Source organism: Actinomyces polynesiensis, from assembly GCF_000820725.1.
GTDB lineage: Bacteria > Actinomycetota > Actinomycetes > Actinomycetales > Actinomycetaceae > Pauljensenia > Pauljensenia polynesiensis.
In genome coordinates this window covers 23,909-37,982 of the sequence record NZ_CCXH01000298.1, presented here as the reverse complement: position 1 = coordinate 37,982, position 14,074 = coordinate 23,909, and the positions used below count along the sequence as shown (strand labels likewise).

The window sequence follows — 14,074 nt, the reverse complement described above, 5'->3', positions numbered from 1 at the left end:
GTGCTGCGCGACGCGCTGGTCTCCGCCGACCTGCCCGCGGACCTCGTCCAGACGGTCGACCCGTGGGGTCGCGCGGGAGCCACGGCGTTGATGGAGGCCCGCGGCGGCATCGACGTCCTCATCCCGCGCGGCGGTGCCGGGCTGATCCGCTCCGTCGTCGACCACGCCCGGGTCCCCGTCATCGAGACCGGCACCGGCAACTGCCACGTCTACGTCGACGCCGGCGCGGACCTGGCGCAGGCGGAGAACATCGTCATGAACTCCAAGACCCAGCGCGTGGGCGTGTGCAACGCCGCCGAGACCCTCCTGGTCCACCAGGATGTCGCCGAGGAGTTCCTGGTACAGGCCCTCACCCGCCTCACCACGGCCGGGGTCCGTATCCACGGGGACCAGGCGACGGTGGGGATCGCCCGCGAGGTGCCGGGTATCGACCAGCAGCTGGTCGTCGACGCCACCGAGGAGGACTGGGGGCGGGAGTACCTCTCCATGGACCTGGCCGTGCGGGTGGTGGCCGACCTGGACGAGGCGATCGAGCACATCCGCCGCCACTCCACCGGCCACACGGAGGCGATCTGCACGCGCAGCATCGACTCCGCCCACCGCTTCCGCACGGAACTGGACTCCGCGGCCATCGCCATCAACGCCTCCACGCGCTTCACCGACGGCGGCCAGCTGGGCCTCGGAGCCGAGATCGGGATCTCCACCCAGAAGCTTCACGCGCGCGGTCCCATGGGCCTGGAGGAGCTGACCACGACGACCTGGGTCATCGAGGGGGACGGCGCGATCCGGAGATGACGTCCACCGCGGCGCGCGGAGTGGCAGGACAGGGGCGCGCTGCGGGCTGAGTTCCGGCGGCCGCGTCCAGCGCGTGCGGGCATCGGCATCGACGAGGGCGGGGCTGCTCCTCGGGACCGGATGACCGCGGTACCGAGGAGTCTCCGTGGATGGGACCGTCTTGCCGTGATGCTGTGGTCCTCGACTCAGAGCGCGTTGTTCGGCCAGTGAGGTTCAGACGCGCTGGAGTTCTACGATCCACGCGTTGACCTGAGCGACGGCATCATCCAGGGGGAGTTCGACTCCGGCCGACTCTGCAGCACGTTCGTAGTCCGTCTCCCAGTGCGGATAGCTGATGATGACTGCTGGCCACTGACGTGGTGTGAGTCCGAGTCGGATCGCCTCCTCGGCACGGCTTCGGAACACTGCTCGGGCGGCCGTGGCGATCTCTGTGTTGGTGGGAAGACCGATGACGGTTGTGAGGTTGCGGATCAGGAGCAGATCAACGACGTCCCGAGCTCGATCATTCACGGTGTTCGGTGGGTCGTGTGGATCTGAGACAGCGTGCAGTTTCTGTGCGATCTGGTACCTCAGGGTGATGCTCACCAGTGAGTCCGGGTCCGGAAGTCCGAATGCTCCGAGAGGAGCTGGTTCTATTGACTCGGACTCGTCGCCGATACCGGCTTCGTCGGGAGCGATCTCGAACTGGATGCGTCGCCAGGTGACGCCACGCAGTTCAATGTAGATGTCGAAGCGGCGAGGCTTCTGGACACGTGTTGGTACATCGATGACCGTGACCGGTCCGTGGCGAAGGGTTAATGGCCCCCATGGCTCTGCGAGCACCTCTTCCAAGGTCTGCATGAACTCGCCGAGATCCCCTCGAACGAGGCCGTCAATGTCCTTCGTCGCTCTGCTTGGGCGATCCATGAGTTCAGGATGCTGGCCGAGTTCGGCTGCTTCGGCTTCGGGACCATGGTGTGGAGTAGCCCTGCCAGATGTGATGAGATCCGTTCAGCCACGTCGGTGCTCCAGTGCTCTCGTGAGACGTTCCTGTTCGGCAGTTGTCAGACGCCCCGAGGTGCTTCCCTGATCGATGGCCTGCCGCAGCAGGTATGTGGGCGTCCCGTATACGAGGCACTGTTCAATCGCAGTGGCCGCAGTTACGGTGGGGATTTCCTGCCACCATCCGATCTGTGCTGCGTCCAGGTCCTCGTAGTGAACGGCGTAGTGCTCATCATTCTTTCGACGCAATTGCCGCTGGGAACTCACTGTCACATGGATCTGATTCGGGTTGACGTCGCTGAGGTCGTAGACGGCCAGCGCAGTCTCATGACTGAGAGCGGCTTCAGGTACTCGCGTCCAGAGCACGGCGAGCATGTAGGGGTCGGCCTCAGAGACGGAATACTTGGGAAAGCGGTAGACGCCGAACGCTTCTCTGACCAACGTCCCGCGCTGGACGAGTTTCTTGATCGCTTCCCGACCCCACGTCGAGATCCACTGCCTGTTGGGCAGTGACGTATCCGTGCTGAACGGCAGCAGTCTCCCAGAGCTCGTCCCGCGCCATGACTCTGTGAGTCGCATCGCTTGGTGGCGTGCTTCTGGTAGCGGTCAGTGGCCGATGAGGAGGGCTTCTCTAGCGGCGTCGACGAGCTCTGGGGTGAGGGTGTGGAGGTCGTTGATGGTCTGGATGCGTTCGATCTGGGTGGCCAGGCGGTCCAGGAGTCGGAAGTTGCCTGCGGTGATGCGAGCGATGGTGGCCAGGGCGGTGGCGTGCGCGATGGGGTCGTGGTCGGTGTGCTGGGCGGGTAGGCGCGTGGTGAGGACAGCGGTGAGCTCGTCGGGGCCGAGGGGTCTGTACTCGTGGGCGAAGCCGATGCGGCTGTAGAGCTGGGGATAGCGCGCGAGGCGCTTTTCGATGCCTGGCATGCCGATGAGGATGACGCCCATGTGGTGGCGGTCGTAGTAGTCGCGGACTTGCTCAAGACCGGTGCTCTTGAGCCTGTCGGCTTCGTCGATGATGAGCAGCTCGGTGCGCCCGGGGGAGCGTGAGGCGTCGTGAACGTAGGGGTCGACGAGTCCGAGCTCGTCGTAGTCGATCGCGTAGGAGATCGCTTGGCAGGCTCGGGGTAGGCCTTGGTCGATCTGCTTGATGGTGGCGGCCACCGTGGGGGTGTAGAACGCGGTGCGCACTTCCAGGACCCGTGGCGGCACGGGTCCGACCGTGTCGGCGATGTCGTATTGCCATTGCTCCCAGGTGTCGACGCCGGCGTAGTGGCGGGCTGAGAGTGTCTTGCCTATCCCGGGTGGGCCCCAGCACAGTCCGATGTAGCGGTGGGTGCGCACGGTGTCGGCGAACTCGGCGAACCGCCGGTGCTCGCGGGTGCTGTAGAAGGACGGGACGGGGTGAGGGTGCGGGGCGGCGGAGTTGACCTCGTCGAAGGTGCCGGTGAGGAACCGCCGGCCGTCGTCGTCTTTGCCGAGCACGGAGAGCTTCTTAGTCGGTGGCATACAGACGCAGTCCATGTCGTGGTCGGGGCTCAGGAGCCGGTGGCGGTGCTGTGTCGTCGGTGCTGACTGCTGGTGGGGCGTAACGGGTATCGCTGGGCAGGGCGCTGGCGAGGGTGCGGTGTTGGCGGAGCTGGTCCTTGAGGTCGCGGCGGCGTTGACGGCGGGCGGCTTGGAGCTGGTCGAGGGAGATCGACTCGGCGGATAGCTCAGGGGCGATCGCCCGGCACAAGAACTCGTCGTTGAAGTACACGCGGATCTCCCCGACGTCGCGGGGGTTGAAGCGAACAGTGACCTGCTCCCCGACGTAGGCGGCCAGGACCGTGGAGAGGTAGCGGGTCGAGGCGAACTGGATGCCGTCGCGCTGGACCTTGCGGGTGGTGGCCGCGGTGAGCAGGAGCAGGTCGAGATCCTCGGGGTGGGCGGGGCTGCGGGGGATGAAGCCGCTCGCGCTCCACCGGACGGTCGGCCCCTGGTGTGTCTGGGAGTGGGGGCGGGCGTTGTACTCGGCAACGACGTACTGCTCGAGGATGGCGTCGAGGTCTTCGAGCGAGAGCGACGGGGAGGTGACCGGTGCGCCGTTCGTGCCGTGCGGGATGTACCCGGGCAGGTGCGGCAGGAGCTCGGTGGTGACGGTCCGGTAGAACCGCTCGATCTTCCCCCGCCCTTGGGGGATCCCGACCCGGGAGTGGATCAGCCGGATGTGGGCGTCTAGGCAGACCTGCTCGAGGCGAGCGGAGGTGAAGTCCGAACCGTGGTCGCTGTAGAGGACCTCGGGCAGCCCACAGACCGGCCAGCCCGGGTTCGTCTTGGCGTTGACGGCCTGGTGCAGGGCGAGCGCCGTCTGCTCGGCCGAAGGTGCGCCGAGGAAGAGGGTGTAGCCGGCCACGGCGCGGGAGTAGTCGTCCAGGACCACCGTCAGCCAGGGGCGCACCTGGGTGCCCTTGGCGTCGAGGATCGCCACGTCCAGGAGAGTGTGGTCGACCTGCCACTGCTCGTTGGGTCGCTCGGCCGAGCGCCGCAGCACCAGCTCGAACCTGTCCCGGTATCCCGCGTCCCCGTGCTCGGCCAGAGCGCGCAGGCCGGGACCGATCCCGGCGACCAGGCTCCGGACGCTGGAGTAGCTGGGGGCAGACAGGCCGCGATCGTGTGCGATGCCGGCCACGCGGCGGTGGATGAACGCCACTGTCGGAGCCGGCTTTGCCAGGGCGAGAGCTTCGACTATCTCGATCAGCTCTGCCGGGATTCGACGCCGGCCATGATCGCTGCGTTGGCGCCGAGCGAGGCTGTGTGAGGTGGGGTCAGACCGGTAGGCGTGCGCCCAGCGCGAGAGGGTGCGCAGCGGGACCCCCGACTCGGCTGCCAGCCGCGTCCATGGGACACCGTCGTCGTGGCGGCGCAGGAGAGCGATCTTGTCTGAGACCTCCCACCGCGCCGGCACGTCCCCTCACATCGGCCGTGCGTCTTGGGCGAGGTGGCGGTAGATCGTGCCGCGCGAGACCCCGAACGTCTCAGCGATCTGCTGGACCGTGTAGGACTTCTCGTCATACATCGCCCTGGCCTGACGCGCCTTCGTCGCCGTCATCTTGAACCGGCCCCCACCCTTGCGACCTCTCGCGCGGGCGGCGGCAAGACCGTCCTGGGTGCGCTCGACGATCAGGTCATGCTCGAACTCGGCGATGGCAGCGAGCATGTGGAAGAACAGGCGGCCACCCGGTGTCGTGGTGTCGATGCCCTGGGACAGTGCCTTCAGACCGATGCCCCGCTGCTGAAGGCTCTCGACGACCTCCTTGAGGTTCCGCACCGATCGACCAAGCCTGTCGAGCTTAGTCACCACCAACGTGTCACCGGAACGCAGGTACTCGAGCGCGTCGTCGAGTGCCGGCCGCTTGGCGAGCACACCTGAGGCGTGCTCGACGAACACCTTCTCGCACCCGGCGGCGGCGAGCAGGTCCGTCTGACCGTCCGGGTTCTGCTCCCGGGTCGAAACGCGCGCGTATCCGATCGAAGCCACGAGCCGAATGTACCGCCAACGTGCCTCGCGGTACATAGGTCTCGGACACGGCCCATGAAACACGACGCGCCGTGCAGCACCGTGATGGGGGCGACGGTCTCATGGACGGTCATCCATGAGACACCCCAGGCCTGGTGGCTGTCGCCGGCCTCGAGGGAGGAACTAGACACTGTCTGGGAGTAGCGAGCGTCGGCCGTCCGTCTGAGGCGTGTGGGTTCGGGCGGCGCGCAGTCCGTTCAGGATCACGATGACCTCGGCGACCTCGTGGACCAGGACCACGGCAGCGAGCCCCAGGACACCGAAGAGGGCGAGCGGGAGCAGCGCGGTGATGATCAACAGGGACAGGATGATGTTCTGGTTGATGATGCGGCGGCCCCGACGGGCGTGGTCGAACGCTCTGGGGATGAGACGCAGGTCATGGCCGGTGAACGCGATGTCGGCGGACTCGATCGCGCCGTCCGATCCGGTCGCGCCCATCGCGATGCCGATGTCGGCTGCCGCGAGAGCGGGCGCGTCGTTGATGCCATCGCCGATCATCGCGACTGGTCCCGCCTCGGAGAACGCTCCGATCGCGGCGGCCTTGTCCTCAGGGCGCAGTTCCGCGCGCACGTCGACGATCCCCGCCTGGGCGGCAAGGGCCTGGGCTGTGCGGGTGTTGTCGCCGGTGAGCATCGTCATGCCGACCCCCTGGCTTGCGAGGGTACGGACGACCTCGGGGACTTCGGGGCGTAGTTCGTCTCGGACGCCGATCGCGCCGACTGGCGCTCCGTCGCGGTGCACGATCACGACGGTCATGCCTTGCTCTTCCAGTCCCTCGACCCGGTCGCCGAGCTCACCGGCGTCGAGCCAGCGCGGGCTGCCGACGGTGATCGTCGAACCATCGGCGGTGCCTTCGATGCCGTGCCCCGCCTGCTCGGTCACATCCGCCGCTGCGGTGACGCCCGGGGCGGCGGCGGTGATCGCCGCGGCGAGAGGATGAGTGCTGTGGTGCTCCAGTGCAGCGGCCCATGCGAGCACCTGTGCCTCGGTGAGGCCGTCGACGGTGAGGACTGCGGCGACGGCAGGCTGGTTGCGGGTGAGCGTGCCGGTCTTGTCAACGGCCACGTGCCGGACGGTGCCGAAGCGCTCGAAGACCGCTCCAGACTTGATGATCACTCCGAACTCGCTCGCCGCGCCGATGCCGGCGACGACTGTCAGCGGGACGGAGATCGCTAGCGCGCAGGGCGAGGCTGCCACCAGCACCACGAGGGCGCGCGTTGCCCACAGCTCTGGATCGCCCAGCAGCGAGCCGATGATTGCGACCAGCGCAGCAAGAATCAGGACACCAGGGACGAGCGGACGGGCGATCTTGTCGGCTAGGCGGGCACGTTCGCCCTTCTCGGTCTGCGCCTTCTCGACCAGCTCCACGATCGTGGTGAGCGAGTTGTCGGTGCCCGCCGCGGTCGCCTCGACCTCCAGTGCGCCGGCGCTGTTGATCGCGCCAGCCGAGACCGCGTGACCGGGCTCGACCTCCACCGGGATCGACTCGCCCGTGATCGCCGAGGTGTCCAGGCTGGAGCGTCCCGCCCGGACGATGCCATCGGTCGCGATCCGCTCTCCCGGACGAACCACCATGAGCTGGCCGACAGTCAGCTCCTTCGCCGCGACCTCGATGGAGGCCCCGTCGCGCAGCACGGTCGCGGTGTCCGGCACGAGCTTCAACAGCGCCCGCAGACCACCGCGGGCGCGATCCATCGCCTTGTCTTCCAGCGCCTCGGCGATGGAGTACAGGAACGCCAGAGCGGCTGCTTCCTCGACGTAACCGAGAAGGACCGCGCCGATCGCACTGATCGTCATCAGCAAGCCGATACCGATCTTGCCCTTGAAGAGCCTCCGGACCGCGCCAGGTGTGAAGGTCGACGCGCCCAGCAGCAGGCCGATCCAGAACAGGACCAGAGCCACGGTCTCAGCCCCGGACCGCTCAGAGATCAGACCACTGAGAAATGCGACACCGGAGAAGATCGGGACCAGAACACTGCGGTCCTTCCACCACGGCCGCTCCGCGCCCTCGAGCTCCTCACCTGTCGGCGTCGCACTCTCGTGCTCGCACCCACACGCCGCGCTCATGCACCCGCTCCAGTCCCGCAGCAGCCCGGCACCGTGCACGTCGAGTCCACGCAGGGAGCCTGCTCGTCCACGGCGAGTGTCACGTCCACCAGAGCGACGAGGGCCGCAGCGAGATGCGGGTCGGCGATCTCGTAACGAGTCTGCCGTCCTTCGGGCTCTGCGACGACGATCCCGCAGTCTCGCAAGCACGTCAGATGGTTCGACACGTTCGAGCGAGTCAGCTCCAGCTCGCGCGACAGCACAGCCGGGTAGCTCGGGCTATCAAGAAGGGTCATCAGGATCCGGGAGCGCGTCGGGTCCGCCATGGCCCGGCCCAGCCGGTTCATGACGTCGAGACGCGAAGCAATAGTCAGCATGGACTGAACTATACAGCCCTCGCTGACGCGTTGTTGGATCTGCGCCTCGCTCTGACGCCCGTCGCTGGCCACAAGTCAGTCGCGGTCAACCGAACGGCTTACCCGGGCCCGACAGTGGCAGCGCCGCACACGGCGGCACACCGAGCCGCCACCGAAACGTGCTGGAACCGCGCCATCAATCGATGCGACTCACACCATGACTCGTGGTCCCATGGCAAAAGGGTACCGAAAACGTCCCCATTTTGACAGCGTGCGTCGATCTTTGCTGTGGAAGAATGCACCCGTCTCAATGACGTCGGCGTCGACGTCGACGCGGCACGCGGCGAACGCCATGTGTCACTCCCGCCCGCGGGCGGCCGTGAGAGCGGCTCAGTAGTGGTACCTCGCCTGGAGAATGACCAGGTCATCGCCGTCCACCAGGTACACCAGGCGGTGTTCGTCACTGATCCTTCTGGACCACGCACCCTGGGCGCCGTACTTGAGCTGCTCAGGCTTCCCGATACCGTCGAATGGATCGCGCAGGCATGCGTCAATGAGAGCGTTGAGTCGCTTGAGAGTCCTCCGGTCCGCGGTCTGCCAGTGCTTGTAGTCCTCCCACGCATACGAGGCCCAGACCAAGCGCATCAGTCCTCCCGGTCGAGCTCGTGCGGCTCCGAGTCTCCCGATCGAGCGCTCTCGTAGGCATCGAGCAGCCTGCGAGCATTGGCGGGCGAGCGGAACAGATAGGCAGTCTCCTGCCAGGCCGCGTACTCGTCGGCAGCCATGAGAACGGCATTGCCCTTCCGGGAAACGATCTCAACTGCGTCGCGATCCTCGTTCACACGTTCAATGAGGGGAAACAGGGTCTTGCGCGCTTCGCTGGCGCTGATGGACATCCTCAGACCTCTCCTTGTGTCGATGGAACCGTACCTATTTACGGTACCACTCGGATGTCGAAAGAGCCATGGTGTGCGTTGTGCATCCCTCCCTGTAGCGCCTACTCGTCGCTCGAGGGGCCGACGCCGCTCCATCCATCAACACGGGCGCGAGGGCGGCCGCTGTTGTCCTCGCCCCTTGTGACCCGCGTCGCACTACGATCAGGTATGGGCACTCTCAGCTTCACCGCAACTGTCTCTGTCGATGGGTACGCCGCCGACGCCGATGGCGACTTCCAGTGGTCGGCGCCCAATGAGGAGGTCTTCGACTTCCACGTGGAGCGCATGGGGGCGGTCTCCACCGAGGTGCTCGGGCGTAGGACCTACCAGTTGATGAGGTACTGGGAGGCCGAGCCGGAGGGGGAGGAGTGGGGCGACGCCGAGAAGGAGTTCGCCCGCCGCTGGCTGGCCCTGGATTTGGTGGTCGCGTCCTCGACCCTTGGTGAGTCCGATCTGGGGGAGGGGAGCGTGACCTTGACGCCCCACCTCGACCTCGAGGGGCTCGAGCGCATCGTCGACGATGCGGCGGGGGAGGTGGAGATCTTCGGACCGACAACGGCGGCGGAGGCGATCCGTGCTGGTCTGGTGCGGGACTTCAGGTTCTTCATCGTCCCGAAGACCGTGGGCGGTGGGCTGCGTGCGCTGCCTGACGACTGCAGGCTCGCCCTCGACCTCGTGGAGCAGCGGACCTTCGAGAACGGGGTCGTGCTCCTGCACTACCGGGGACGTTGAGATCGGGCCGTCCGTCGGGCGCGCGGGACACTCGCCGCCGTCGCACCCGACCGCATTGACGAGGGCGGCACTGGGGTCGACCGAGGCATGGATGATCCTGTGGTGCTGGTTCGTGTTGGCCGCGGGTGACCCTGCTCTCAGGCGATGGAGATGCGCGGCGCAAGGTCGTGGACGCGCGCCGCCAGATCCTCAAATGTCGCATCGAAGGCGGCATCCGAGCCGTCGCGCACGGGGTCGGGCACCGACCAGTGCATCCGTCCCCGACCGCCGAGCTCCTCGTGGGCGGAGTCGCAGACGGTGATCACGCAGTCATCTGCCACCAGTACCTGGTCGACTGCCCGTGGACTGCGTGCCCGCAGGGCGACGCCGTGGCGTGCGGCAGTGGCGATTGCCCCCGGCTCGATGGCTGCGGCAGGGTGCGTGCCCGCAGATGCGACCGGTACGGCGCTGCACCGGTGCCAGAGGGCGGTGGCCAATTGGGAGCGTGCAGAGTTGCCCGTGCACACGAAGACCACGCGCCGTACGCCCATGGTCGGGGATGGCAGCAGGTCGGCGAATGCGGTCGGGGTCAGGTGGAGGTACGTGCGACGACGGTCCGCCTCGGAGCGGGTGCGTGCCAGCATGCCCGCGTCCTCGAGCGAGTTCAAGTGATGTGCGAGCAGGCTGGAGGAGATGCCGAGCTGGTCCTGGAGTTCGACGGGCGCGAGGTCGCCCAGGGTGAGCAGGTCGACGATCCGCAGGCGCACGGGGTCGGCCAGTGCCGCGAACCTCGCGACCCGGCCCGACAGATCCAATTGCTCAGTGCTCATTACCTCAATGATGATTGAGTGATACTCTCGCGTCAAGAGGAGTCCCACCCAGTGACTCCTGGGGCGCCCCAGGACAGGGGCAACCCCGTCCACCGGTTCCCCCGCTGGTGGCGAACGACCCACCCGTCGAAAGGCCCACCCGTGACCCATCTGATCGTGGTCGGCGGCAGTGATGCCGGCATTTCCGCAGCACTGCGCGCCCGGGAGCTCGCCCCTGACACGGATGTGAGTGTCGTCGTGGCGGACGAGTACCCCAACTACTCCATCTGTGGCATCCCGTACTACTTCACCGGAGAAGTGGCCCCGTGGCAGTCCCTCGCACACCGCACCGTGGCTGACCTCGAGGCAGCAGGTCTGACCCTGCGACCTGACACGCTGGCCACCGCGATCGACGTCGCCGACCAACGCCTGGAGGTCCGCACTCCCGAGGGATGCAGGGAGTGGATGCCGTACGACGAACTGGTCGTCGGCACGGGCGCACTGCCCTCCCGCGTCGGGATTGCCGGGCTCGACCTCCTCGGTCCGGGTGACGGGGTCCACGTCATCCATTCGATGGGGGACACCTTCGCCCTCGAGCGCTCCCTCCAGGAGCGTCACCCCGCCTCGGTGATCATCGTCGGCGCCGGGTACGTCGGCCTGGAGATGGCGGAGGCCTTCACTGCCCGCGGACTGCAGGTGACCCAGCTCCAGCGCGGCGGGGAGGTGCTCTCCACCCTCGACCCCGAACTCGGCACCCTCGTCCACGAGGAGCTCACTGCCCACGGCGTCAGGGTACGGGTGGGCACCACTGTCACCGGTGTCGAGAAGACCCCGGGGGGCTTGACGGTCCGCGGCGCCGACGAGGGCGGGGCCTTCGAGCAGACCGCGGACCTCGTGCTCGTCGTCGTCGGTGTGCGCCCCAACACGGAGCTCCTCCAGCGTGCGGGAGCGGGTCTCGGTGCGGGGCGCGCCGTGGTGGTGGATGAGCACATGCGCACCGGGCTCCCTCGCATCTGGGCCGCCGGTGACGGCGTGATCACCCACCACCGCCTCCTGGGTGAGACCTACCTACCGCTGGGCACCACCAGCCACAAGCAGGGCCGCACCGCGGGGGAGAACGCCGTGGGTGGGAACCGGTCCTTCGCCGGTTCCGTCGGTACCCAGGTGGTCAAGGTCTTCGACCTGGTGGCGGCGCGCACCGGCGTGCGCGACCATGAAGCAGTTGGCGTCGGTCGCACTCCTGTGACGGTCGCCTCGGTCGCCGATGACCACAAGGCCTACTATCCGGGGGCGAACGAGATCCACTTCCGCATCACCGGGGACCCCACAGACGGGCGTCTCCTCGGTGCCCAGCTCGTGGGCCGACGCGGCAGCGAGGTCGCCAAGCGGGTCGACACCTTCGCCACTGCCCTCCACTGCGGACTCACGATCGACCAGATCAGCGACCTCGACCTCGCCTACACCCCACCCCTGGGCTCACCGTGGGACGCCGTCCAGGTCGCGGCCCAGACCTGGTCAGCTCGGCTGGGACAGACGCGGGCCCGCAGCTGATCCGGTCACTGCACCGACCGGTGTGGCGACCGCCCTGGTGTCCGGGGACACGGTCATGGCGAGCAGAGCGGGGGCTGTGGTCGGCGGATCCGCGAGCAGGGGGACCACGGCCAGGCGCTCGGCCGCTGACCGGACCCGTTCCAGTGGTTCTGCCTCGTTGGCGGCGATGGCACGCAGGAAGGGTGACGTCGGGTCGGCTGCGGTGACCGAGTCGTTGACGATCCACGCCCACGGGGTGATGTCGGCCCTGGCGAGGTCGTCCTGGAGCTGTACGGCCTCCAGAACGGGTGTCGTCTCCGGGGTCGTGACGATCAGGAGCCTCGTGCGGTGGGGGTCCTGGAGGCGCATCAGGGGGGTGACGCACCCGGTGCCCGCGCCCATCTGCTGGATGACCTCGCGGTGGTAGGAGCCCGTGGCGTCCAGCAACAGGAGGGTGTGCCCGGTGGGGGCGGTGTCCATGACGACGAACTTGCGGTCCGCCTGTGCGATGGCCGCGGAGAACTGGCGGAACACTGCGACCTCCTGGGTGCAGGGGGAGCGCAGGTCCTCGGCCAGCTGTCGTCGACCGGCCTCGTCGAGGTGGGCGCCCTTGGTGGCGAGCACCTCGCGCGAGTACTCGGTGAGGGCCTCGTCCGGATCGATGCGTTCCACCGTGAGGTCGTCCAGGTCGTGACCCAGTGCCTCGGCCACGATCCCAGCCGGATCCGTCGTGGTCAGCAGGACCTCGTGGCCGCGGGAAGCCAGGGTCGCGGCGATCGACTGGGCGATGGTCGTCTTGCCGACACCTCCCTTGCCCATGCACAGGATGAGACCGTTGCCCTCCGACTCCAGGGAGTCGATGAGTGCGCCCAGCGGGGGGAGACCGGGACCGGGCCGGGTGGAGGAGGGGGTCTCCTCTTCGGTGGTGGATCCGGCTCCGGGAGCGCCCTCGTCCGGGTAGGGGGTGAAGAGGTCGCGCAGTCGTCTGACTCCCATGATGTTCCAGGGGCGCAGCTCGAGGACGTCGCGTGGCAGGGACGCGATCCCGGGGGGCATCGTGTCGATCGCACGCTGCTCCCGGGTGCGGATCGCGGTCCGGAGGGGGTCCGTGTCGCCGGCGGCGGGCATGACCGCGTTGATGACGAGGTACTGGTTGACGAGCCCGATGTCAGCCAGTTCCCTGTGCGTGCGCTCGGCCTCCCGGAGGGTGGGGTCCTGCGGTCGGGCGACCAGCACCAGCCGGGACCGTTGTGGGTCTGCGAGGGCGAGGACGGCCGCCGCATAGACCTCGCGGTGCCTGTCCAGGCCGGACATGGGCCCGAGGCAGGACGCGTCACCCTGTCCGTCGTCGATGAAGCGGCTCCAGTCCCCGGGGAGTTGGAGGAGGCGGATCGTGTGACCGGTCGGTGCGGTGTCGAAGATGACGTGGTCGTAGCCACGCGTGCGCCCCGGGTCGGCCAGGAGGTCGGTGAACTCGTTGAAGGAGGCGATCTCCGTGGTGCAGGATCCCGAGAGTTGTTCGGTCATGGTGGCGATCTCCGCAGCGGGCAGGAAGGCCCGAACCGGTCCGATGACCGTCTCACGGTAGGCGGCCGCAGCTGCCTCAGGATCAATCTCCAGGGCGTCGATGCCGGGCACGGCCTCCAGGGGGACGATGCTGTTGCCGATGTGCTGGGCGAAGACCTGCCCGACGTTGGAGGCCGGGTCAGTGCTGACCAACAGCACCCTGCTGCCTCGTTCGGCCAGTGTCACGGCGGTGGCGCAGGCCACCGAGGTCTTGCCGACACCACCCTTGCCGGTGAAGAACACGAACTTGGGCAGTGAGGTGAGGAACGTGGTGTCGGGGTGCGGCTGCCCTGCCCCGGACCGCGCGTGGTCCCCGGTCCTCACATCGCTCAACAGCATGATCCGCCCTCACAGCAGCTCTCGGCGGGGCCTGCAGCGGTGAGTCCCAGGTCATTGTGGACCGGCTCGTCAGGGTGGGGGAGCGCCAGTTGCTCCAGGTGGGCGCGGTCCGGGTAGGAACCGGTGGCCACGGTGACTCCGTCCACGAGGACCAGTGGCAGCCCGGCTGATCCGACCACGTCGAGGAAGGCCCTGACGGTCCCGTTGTCGACGAAGGCCTGGGGATCGTTGGCCAGGTTGTGGCGAAGTACCCTCACGCCGCGGGACGCGAGGTACGAGCAGTCCGCGGTGAAGGAGATCAGTGCCTGGCTGGGGTCCGTCCCACACACGCCCGTGTTGCAGCACAGGGCTGGTTCGAACACCTCGATCAACCGTGAGGTGATGCGGGTGGGCTGGGCCGGGTCGGCGGTGTGCGTCTGTGTCATGGGTGACTCTCCTGAGTTGTGGTGG

General features: G+C 67.6%; 15 protein-coding genes. 3 read left to right on the top strand and 12 right to left on the bottom strand.

Annotation, left to right across the window (positions count from 1 at the left end; genetic code table 11):
• The coding region (locus TA90_RS12490) for a glutamate-5-semialdehyde dehydrogenase (protein WP_043536938.1) at positions 1–795 on the top strand (795 nt) is incomplete at its 5' end.
• Positions 796–1,008: 213 nt separating this feature from the next.
• On the opposite strand, the gene TA90_RS14015 is transcribed toward TA90_RS12490, so the two are convergent.
• The 9 genes from TA90_RS14015 to TA90_RS12450 all read right to left on the bottom strand — a co-directional run bounded on the left by TA90_RS14015 (position 1,009) and on the right by TA90_RS12450 (position 8,630).
• Positions 1,009–1,701 (bottom strand): nucleotidyl transferase AbiEii/AbiGii toxin family protein, encoded by a 693-nt coding sequence (locus TA90_RS14015; protein ID WP_074015407.1) that lies wholly within the window; start codon positions 1,699–1,701, stop codon positions 1,009–1,011.
• 84 nt (positions 1,702–1,785) lie between these two features.
• Positions 1,786–2,355, bottom strand: a complete 570-nt coding sequence (locus tag TA90_RS14740; protein ID WP_147513503.1) for a type IV toxin-antitoxin system AbiEi family antitoxin domain-containing protein — start codon at positions 2,353–2,355, stop codon at positions 1,786–1,788.
• Between the two features lie 27 nt (positions 2,356–2,382).
• Positions 2,383–3,282, bottom strand: coding sequence for an AAA family ATPase (locus TA90_RS12480; RefSeq protein WP_043536937.1), 900 nt, complete (start codon positions 3,280–3,282; stop codon positions 2,383–2,385).
• The gene (locus TA90_RS12475) at positions 3,269–4,720 is read right to left on the bottom strand and encodes a Mu transposase C-terminal domain-containing protein (protein ID WP_074015406.1); all 1,452 of its coding nucleotides are present in this window, start codon (positions 4,718–4,720) and stop codon (positions 3,269–3,271) included. The genes TA90_RS12480 and TA90_RS12475 overlap by 14 nt, the downstream gene beginning before the upstream one ends.
• A 6-nt stretch (positions 4,721–4,726) precedes the next feature.
• Positions 4,727–5,293: a recombinase family protein gene (locus TA90_RS12470; RefSeq protein ID WP_043536958.1), complete on the bottom strand. Its 567-nt coding sequence runs from the start codon at positions 5,291–5,293 to the stop codon at positions 4,727–4,729.
• 162 nt (positions 5,294–5,455) lie between these two features.
• On the bottom strand, positions 5,456–7,399 hold the full coding sequence (locus TA90_RS12465; RefSeq protein WP_147513502.1) for a heavy metal translocating P-type ATPase: 1,944 nt from the start codon (positions 7,397–7,399) through the stop codon (positions 5,456–5,458).
• Complete coding sequence (gene cmtR / locus TA90_RS12460) at positions 7,396–7,755, bottom strand: Cd(II)/Pb(II)-sensing metalloregulatory transcriptional regulator CmtR (protein WP_043536954.1); 360 nt, start codon at positions 7,753–7,755, stop codon at positions 7,396–7,398. Before cmtR ends, TA90_RS12465 begins: the two co-directional genes overlap by 4 nt.
• Before the next feature lie 369 nt (positions 7,756–8,124).
• Positions 8,125–8,379: a Txe/YoeB family addiction module toxin gene (locus TA90_RS12455; RefSeq protein ID WP_043536935.1), complete on the bottom strand. Its 255-nt coding sequence runs from the start codon at positions 8,377–8,379 to the stop codon at positions 8,125–8,127.
• Positions 8,379–8,630: a type II toxin-antitoxin system Phd/YefM family antitoxin gene (locus TA90_RS12450; RefSeq protein WP_043536934.1), complete on the bottom strand. Its 252-nt coding sequence runs from the start codon at positions 8,628–8,630 to the stop codon at positions 8,379–8,381. The genes TA90_RS12455 and TA90_RS12450 overlap by 1 nt, the downstream gene beginning before the upstream one ends.
• A 207-nt stretch (positions 8,631–8,837) precedes the next feature.
• On the opposite strand from TA90_RS12450, the gene TA90_RS12445 reads away from it, so the two are divergent.
• A complete protein-coding gene (locus TA90_RS12445) occupies positions 8,838–9,401 on the top strand; it encodes a dihydrofolate reductase family protein (RefSeq protein ID WP_043536932.1) in 564 nt (187 codons plus the stop codon).
• Positions 9,402–9,538: 137 nt separating this feature from the next.
• On the opposite strand, the gene TA90_RS12440 is transcribed toward TA90_RS12445, so the two are convergent.
• Entirely contained in the window at positions 9,539–10,210 is a 672-nt protein-coding gene (locus tag TA90_RS12440) for an arsenate reductase/protein-tyrosine-phosphatase family protein (protein WP_043536930.1), read from the bottom strand.
• Between the two features lie 141 nt (positions 10,211–10,351).
• On the opposite strand from TA90_RS12440, the gene TA90_RS12435 reads away from it, so the two are divergent.
• Entirely contained in the window at positions 10,352–11,740 is a 1,389-nt protein-coding gene (locus TA90_RS12435) for an FAD-dependent oxidoreductase (RefSeq protein ID WP_043536928.1), read from the top strand.
• On the opposite strand, the gene arsA is transcribed toward TA90_RS12435, so the two are convergent.
• Together arsA and arsD are read right to left on the bottom strand one after the other, a co-directional pair.
• Complete coding sequence (gene arsA / locus TA90_RS12430) at positions 11,705–13,624, bottom strand: arsenical pump-driving ATPase (RefSeq protein ID WP_082031695.1); 1,920 nt, start codon at positions 13,622–13,624, stop codon at positions 11,705–11,707. The two genes, TA90_RS12435 and arsA, sit on opposite strands and share 36 nt — an antisense overlap.
• Positions 13,615–14,049, bottom strand: coding sequence for an arsenite efflux transporter metallochaperone ArsD (arsD, locus tag TA90_RS12425; RefSeq protein WP_052450866.1), 435 nt, complete (start codon positions 14,047–14,049; stop codon positions 13,615–13,617). Before arsD ends, arsA begins: the two co-directional genes overlap by 10 nt.
• Positions 14,050–14,074: the final 25 nt, after the last annotated feature.

What these genes read in the sequence shown, in the direction of transcription:
- TA90_RS14015 (WP_074015407.1), bottom strand. Translation starts at nt 1,701, where the DNA reads ATGGATCGCCCAAGCAGAGCGACGAAGGACATTGACGGCCTCGTTCGA.
- TA90_RS14740 (WP_147513503.1), bottom strand. Translation starts at nt 2,355, where the DNA reads ATGCGACTCACAGAGTCATGGCGCGGGACGAGCTCTGGGAGACTGCTG.
- TA90_RS12480 (WP_043536937.1), bottom strand. Translation starts at nt 3,282, where the DNA reads ATGCCACCGACTAAGAAGCTCTCCGTGCTCGGCAAAGACGACGACGGC.
- TA90_RS12465 (WP_147513502.1), bottom strand. Translation starts at nt 7,399, where the DNA reads ATGAGCGCGGCGTGTGGGTGCGAGCACGAGAGTGCGACGCCGACAGGT.
- cmtR (WP_043536954.1), bottom strand. Translation starts at nt 7,755, where the DNA reads ATGCTGACTATTGCTTCGCGTCTCGACGTCATGAACCGGCTGGGCCGG.
- TA90_RS12455 (WP_043536935.1), bottom strand. Translation starts at nt 8,379, where the DNA reads ATGCGCTTGGTCTGGGCCTCGTATGCGTGGGAGGACTACAAGCACTGG.
- TA90_RS12450 (WP_043536934.1), bottom strand. Translation starts at nt 8,630, where the DNA reads ATGTCCATCAGCGCCAGCGAAGCGCGCAAGACCCTGTTTCCCCTCATT.
- TA90_RS12445 (WP_043536932.1), top strand. Translation starts at nt 8,838, where the DNA reads ATGGGCACTCTCAGCTTCACCGCAACTGTCTCTGTCGATGGGTACGCC.
- TA90_RS12440 (WP_043536930.1), bottom strand. Translation starts at nt 10,210, where the DNA reads ATGAGCACTGAGCAATTGGATCTGTCGGGCCGGGTCGCGAGGTTCGCG.
- arsA (WP_082031695.1), bottom strand. Translation starts at nt 13,624, where the DNA reads ATGCTGTTGAGCGATGTGAGGACCGGGGACCACGCGCGGTCCGGGGCA.
- arsD (WP_052450866.1), bottom strand. Translation starts at nt 14,049, where the DNA reads ATGACACAGACGCACACCGCCGACCCGGCCCAGCCCACCCGCATCACC.